This window comes from Catenibacterium sp. co_0103 (assembly GCF_004168205.1).
GTDB classification, from domain to species: domain Bacteria; phylum Bacillota_I; class Bacilli_A; order Erysipelotrichales; family Coprobacillaceae; genus Catenibacterium; species Catenibacterium mitsuoka_A.
The window spans coordinates 22,473-28,572 of record NZ_RCYB01000025.1; the positions used below are offsets into that span (position 1 = coordinate 22,473).

The 6,100-nt window shown below is 34.2% G+C and carries 5 protein-coding genes; 3 read left to right on the forward strand and 2 right to left on the reverse strand.

The window, feature by feature from the left end; genetic code table 11:
- The first annotated feature begins 5 nt into the window (after window positions 1-5).
- The 3 genes from gyrA to serS all read left to right on the forward strand — a co-directional run bounded on the left by gyrA (window position 6) and on the right by serS (window position 4,763).
- A complete protein-coding gene (gene gyrA / locus EAI80_RS05965; protein ID WP_129981321.1) occupies window positions 6-2,453 on the forward strand; it encodes a DNA gyrase subunit A in 2,448 nt (815 codons plus the stop codon).
- A gap of 65 nt (window positions 2,454-2,518) precedes the next feature.
- On the forward strand, window positions 2,519-3,424 hold the full coding sequence (locus tag EAI80_RS05970) for an AEC family transporter (RefSeq protein ID WP_129981322.1): 906 nt from the start codon (window positions 2,519-2,521) through the stop codon (window positions 3,422-3,424).
- A gap of 52 nt (window positions 3,425-3,476) precedes the next feature.
- Window positions 3,477-4,763: a serine--tRNA ligase gene (gene serS, locus EAI80_RS05975; protein WP_129981323.1), complete on the forward strand. Its 1,287-nt coding sequence runs from the start codon at window positions 3,477-3,479 to the stop codon at window positions 4,761-4,763.
- 251 nt (window positions 4,764-5,014) lie between these two features.
- On the opposite strand, the gene EAI80_RS05980 is transcribed toward serS, so the two are convergent.
- The gene (locus tag EAI80_RS05980) at window positions 5,015-5,356 is read right to left on the reverse strand and encodes a hypothetical protein (protein WP_129981324.1); all 342 of its coding nucleotides are present in this window, start codon (window positions 5,354-5,356) and stop codon (window positions 5,015-5,017) included.
- A gap of 50 nt (window positions 5,357-5,406) precedes the next feature.
- A complete protein-coding gene (locus tag EAI80_RS05985) occupies window positions 5,407-5,805 on the reverse strand; it encodes a hypothetical protein (RefSeq protein ID WP_129981325.1) in 399 nt (132 codons plus the stop codon).
- Window positions 5,806-6,100: the final 295 nt, after the last annotated feature.

The following is a 6,100-nucleotide window of genomic DNA, read 5'->3' on the forward strand; positions in this document are numbered from 1 at the left end:
TAGTCATGGAACAAAGAGGTATTAAAGATATACAGTTAACAGGTGAAATGAAGAAATCATTCATGGAATATGCGATGAGTGTTATTGTGGCTAGAGCTCTTCCTGATGCGAAAGATGGTTTAAAGCCAGTACAGAGACGTATTATTCATGGTATGAATGAATTAGGCTGTTATAGTGATAAGCCTTATAAGAAGTCTGCCCGTATTGTTGGGGAAGTAATGGGGAAATATCACCCACATGGTGATAGTTCTATTTATGAAGCCCTTGTACGTATGGCACAGGATTTCTCATATAGATATATGTTAGTCGATGGACATGGTAACTTTGGTTCTATTGATGGTGATGGCGCTGCCGCAATGCGTTATACAGAATCAAGAATGTCTAAGATTGCGATGGAAATGGTGAGAGATATCAACAAGGATACTGTTGATTTTGTCCCTAACTATGATGGTGAAGAAAAGGAACCTAATGTGCTTCCTTCTCGTATTCCAAATTTATTGATTAATGGTTCTACTGGTATTGCGGTAGGTATGGCAACAAATATTCCTTCACATAACTTAGGTGAAGTGGTTGATGCGATTCTCGCTGTTTCTAAGAACCCTGATATTACAATTACAGAGTTAATGGATAATTATATCCCTGGTCCGGATTTCCCTACAGGCGCTTATATTTTAGGCCGTGGGGCTATTAAGAAAGCGTATGAGACAGGGAATGGTTTGATTGTCATGAGAGCAAAGACTGATATTGAAGATATCGGTAGTAATAAGAAAGCAATCATCGTAACTGAATTACCATATATGGTCAATAAGGCACGTTTAATTGAAAAGATTGCAGCTCATGTCAAAGAAAAGAATATCGATGGTATTACAGAATTAAGAGATGAATCTGACCGTGAAGGTATTCGTATTGTTATTGAGTTAAGAAGAGATGTACAGCCAGAAGTTATTTTAAATCAGTTATACAAGTTAACTGCATTACAGACTACTTTTGGTGTCAACAATATTGCCTTAGTGAATGGTGAACCTAAGACATTGTCTTTAAAAGAAATGATTAATGTTTACTTAGAACATCAGGAAGATGTGATTCGTAGAAGAACATTATTCGATTTAAAGAAGGCAGAAGATCGTGCACATATCTTAGATGGTTTAAAGCGTGCCATTGATCAGATTGATGCGATTATTAATTTAATTAGAAGTTCTCGTACAACAGAAATCATTCAGCAGAGATTAATGGATGAATTTGATATGTCTGAAAGACAGGCAAAGGCTATCCGTGAAATGCAGTTACAGAGACTAGCTGGATTGGAAAGAGAAAAGATTGAGAATGAATTAAATGTATTATTAGAAACAATTGCAGATTTAAAAGATATTCTTGCAAATAAAGAAAGAATTATTGCGATTATTGATCAGGAACTTCTTGAAATCAAAGCAAAGTATGGTGATAAGAGAAGAACTGAAATCATTCAGGGTTCATTTGATATTGAAGATGAAGATTTAATTCCTGAAGAAGATGTAGTTATTTCTTTAACTAATAATGGTTATGTAAAACGTATGCCTATTGATACTTATAAAGCTCAAAATAGAGGTGGTAAAGGTATCAAGGGTATGAGTACAAATAATGATGATGTTGTAGATTCATTAATGAATATGTCTACTCATGATGATTTATTGATCTTTACTAACTTTGGTAAGGTATATCGAATGAAGGGATATAATATTCCTGAATTTGGTAGACAGGCAAAGGGTCTTCCTATTATCAACTTATTGAATATGGATAAGGATGAACAGGTAAAGACTATGATCTCTATTACACCTTCTGAAGTAGATGAATCACATTTCTTATTCTTTGTGACTAAGGATGGTTTAGTAAAGAGAACTGGATTACCTGAATTCGAAAATATCAGACAGTCTGGTAAACTTGCACTCACATTACGTGAAGGTGATGAATTAGTTGATGTTAAGTTAACTAATGGTAAGAGTGAAATTCTTCTTGCAGCAGCTAATGGTAAGGCTATTCGTTTTGATGAAAATGATGTGAGACCAATGGGACGTTCTGCAAGTGGTGTTAAGGGTATGAATGTAGATGATAGTCATATTATTGGTGTGACTACAAATACTGAAGGACAAAATATCTTAATCATTACTGAAAAGGGGTATGGTAAGATGTCACCACTAGAAGAATATCGTTTATCTAAACGTGGTGGTAAAGGTGTTAAGACTGTTAATATTACTGAGAAGAATGGTGAATTAGTCAGCATTAAGGCTGTAGAAGGCAATGAAGACTTAATGATCATTACGAATGAAGGTATTATTATCAGATTACCAATGGAACAGGTAAAGAGTGCTGGAAGAGCTACACAGGGTGTAAGACTTATTAAAGTAGGTGAAGGTGCTTCTGTTTCAAGTATTACAGTAGTAGATAAAGAATCGGAAGAAGAAACGACTGAAGAATAGAAGTTGTCACATGACATCTTCTTTTTTTCATATTATAATTAATCCTCAAAGAGGGGAGAACAAGTATGTTAGATTTACAGGTAGAAATATTTATTTTAGTAGGAATAGGCTATCTTATTTCTAAACTAGGATTGTTTAATAAACAGACTCGTAAACAGGTCACTGATTTAGTATTAAACATTGTATTACCTGTGGCTACTGCCAAGAGTTTCTTAATTAAACTCACACCAAGTATTATGAAGACAACTCTTGTGGTATTTTTAGTATCTATTGGTATACAGGGTCTTTATTTTATTATTAATAAGACAGCTTATAATAATCAAGAAGAAACAAAGAAGATCAACTTACAGTATGCAACTATGGTATCTAATGCGGGTTTTATGGGGATGCCATTTGCGCAGGGGTTATATGGTGATATGGGATTACTTTATGCTTGTATTTATTTAATACCACAAAGAATATTTATGTGGAGTTATGGTTTATCCCATTATACAAAAGCTGATTTTAAGACAATGGTGAAGAAAGTTGCTTTACATCCATGTCTTATTGGGATTTATTTTGGTATAGTATTTATGATCATGTATTCATTAGGGTATACATTACCTTCTTTTGTGACTACAACTATGAGTTCTATAGGAGGATGTAATACCGCATTAAGTATGATTGTGATAGGAAGTATATTAAGTGATGTAGAACCTAGAGAGATAATGGATAAGGAATGTATTTATTATTCTTTTATTCGTTTGATTATGATTCCAGTGATTACTTATCTGTGTTTAAGATGGACTTCACTTGATCATATTGGTATTGGTGTCTCTGTTGTATTGGCCGCGATGCCTGCACCAAGTACATGTGCAATGCTTGCAAATAAGTATGATAAGAACCCAGAATTCGCTTCTAAGCTTATTTTTGTATCTACTGCATTTTCTTTAGTCACATTGCCATTTATTTCTTTCATCATAACTTTATAAATAGTGAATAATGGTATATAATGACAATAATCTATGAACAAGGAGATTGTATATGATTGATATCGCAAGATTAAGAGAAGATCCTGAAGCTGTTAGGGAGAATATCAAAAAGAAGTTTCAAGATCATAAGCTTCCTTTAGTTGATGAAGCATTAGAATTAGACAAACAGTATAGAGCTGCTATCACAAGAGCATCTGAACTTCGTAGTATGAGAAATAAATTGTCTAAAGAAATTGGACAGTTCATGCGTGAGGGGAAGAAAGAAGAAGCTGCTGAAAATAAGAAGAAAGTTGGAGAAATGGCTGAAGAATTAAAGTCATTAGAAGAAGTTGAAAAAGAATCTGGAGATAAATTAAGAGAAGTCATGATGAAGATTCCTAACTTCTTAGATCCTACTGTACCAATCGGTAAAGATGACAGCGAAAACGTAGAAATCACTAAGTATGGTGATCCAGTAGTACCTGATTATGAAGTTCCATATCATACAGATATTATGGAATCATTTGATGGTATTGATCTAGATGCAGCAGGTAGAGTTGCAGGTAATGGTTTCTATTATTTAATGGGTGATATTGCGAGATTACATTCTGCAGTATTAGCTTATGCAAGAGACTTCATGATCAACCGTGGATTCACTTATTGTGTACCACCATATATGATTAGAAGTAATGTTGTTACTGGTGTCATGTCATTTGAAGAAATGGATGCCATGATGTATAAGATTGAAGGAGAAGACTTATACTTAATTGGTACTTCTGAACATTCAATGATTGGTAAGTTCATTGGTGAATTATTAGATGAAGACAAATTACCATATACTTATACTTCATATTCACCATGTTTCAGAAAAGAAAAGGGTGCTCATGGTATTGAAGAACGTGGTGTTTATAGAATTCATCAGTTCGAAAAACAGGAAATGATCGTTGTATGTAAACCAGAAGAATCTAAGATGTGGTTTGAAAAGCTATGGAATAATACTGTAGATTTATTTAGATCTTTAGATATTCCAGTAAGAACACTTGAATGTTGTTCTGGTGACTTAGCAGACTTAAAGTCTAAGTCATTAGATGTTGAAGCTTGGTCTCCAAGACAGAAGAAGTATTTCGAAGTAGGAAGCTGTTCTAACTTAACTGATGCACAGGCTAGAAGATTAAATATCAGAATCAATGGTAAAGATGGTAAGTATTATGCACATACTTTAAATAATACTGTTGTTGCACCACCTAGAATGTTGATTGCATTCTTAGAAAATAACTTAAATGAAGATGGTACTGTTTCTATTCCAGAAGCATTAAGACCATACATGGGTGGTACTGAAAAACTAGTTCCTAAGAAATAATGTGAAGAGGCTGTAACGGGTAAATAACTCATTATAGTTTCATAAATAGTAAAAGGCGGACCGAAGCGATTTGGTACTATTAAGACGTAGAACGAACTGATCATTGAATTTTTTTATGTACGAGTTCAAAAATTCATTGGCATCCTCTATGTTGGTGATATGAGCGTACCTTAGTTCGACTGGTAATCGAGACTGGAGCGTCTGGTTGAGTCTTTCGACTCTGCCTTTTGCTTGGGGTACGCTCGTAGTTTTTATTTCAATTCCCAGATTATGACAGGCATAAGAAAACTGAGTGAATGTATCCTCAGCATCTGAAGGCTTGTCTTTTCTTTTATATTCAAATACAGTACGTAAAACATTGCAGGAATGCCATGATTAATAAGAATCTGATAGAGAACCTCATAATATCCCTTGAGGGTCTCCTGATGGTCGAAATAAGCTCCTACAACCTTTCCGTCTGCATCATCAATCGCAACATGAAGATGCCAGACTTCTCCTTCAATCCACTGGAATGATGATGCATCCATCTGTATCATCTTACCTGCATACTTTGATCTAGGACGTCTTGGATGTGCATCCTTTTCATCAAGCATGATGATTGATTCCTTTATTTCATTCTTCACCTCTTCAGAAGAAGTATCTTTCAATCTTTCTTTAAGTTTTTTCTTCTTGCCTTTGGAGAGAGCACATCTTCAGCTCTCATCCAGTTGTTGAGTGTAGTATCACTGATCTTTATACCGAATTCACTTTCCACAATCTCGCAGAAGTGAGTGAAGTTGGCATCAGAGAAATCATTAATATAAACAGAGATGATCTTATTCTTTATATCTAAAGGAACTGCAGAAGCAGACAGTCTTCCATGGTTACCATGCATGAAACCCTTCTTTTCCTGTTCCTTATATTTAATGATAAGTTTATTGATAGTTCTAATAGTACAGCCAAGCTTAGTAGCTGCGCTCTTCTTGTTTCCATTTGTGTTTATAAGCTTCTTGATTATTTTATACTTATTTTCTTCATTCATTCTCAATTCAACCATTCTCATAATAATCTCCCCTGGAGGTTATAGTTTAACACGGCAAGTTGATATTGTCCCAATTGGGACAATATCAACTTGGATACATTGAGACATTATCATATTGGAATCAGAAAATAACCCCGAAATAATTAAAATAAAAGAAATTATACCTTTATATATATGTAGTAATATGATATATTGATGCTCGATAGTGTAAAATATTTTGTGTAAATTATGATTTTTCAATTATAGAAAATGGACATATTTCCTAGTAAAATTAAGTCGACCAAAACATTAATCTAAGGAGATATGCCCATGAACT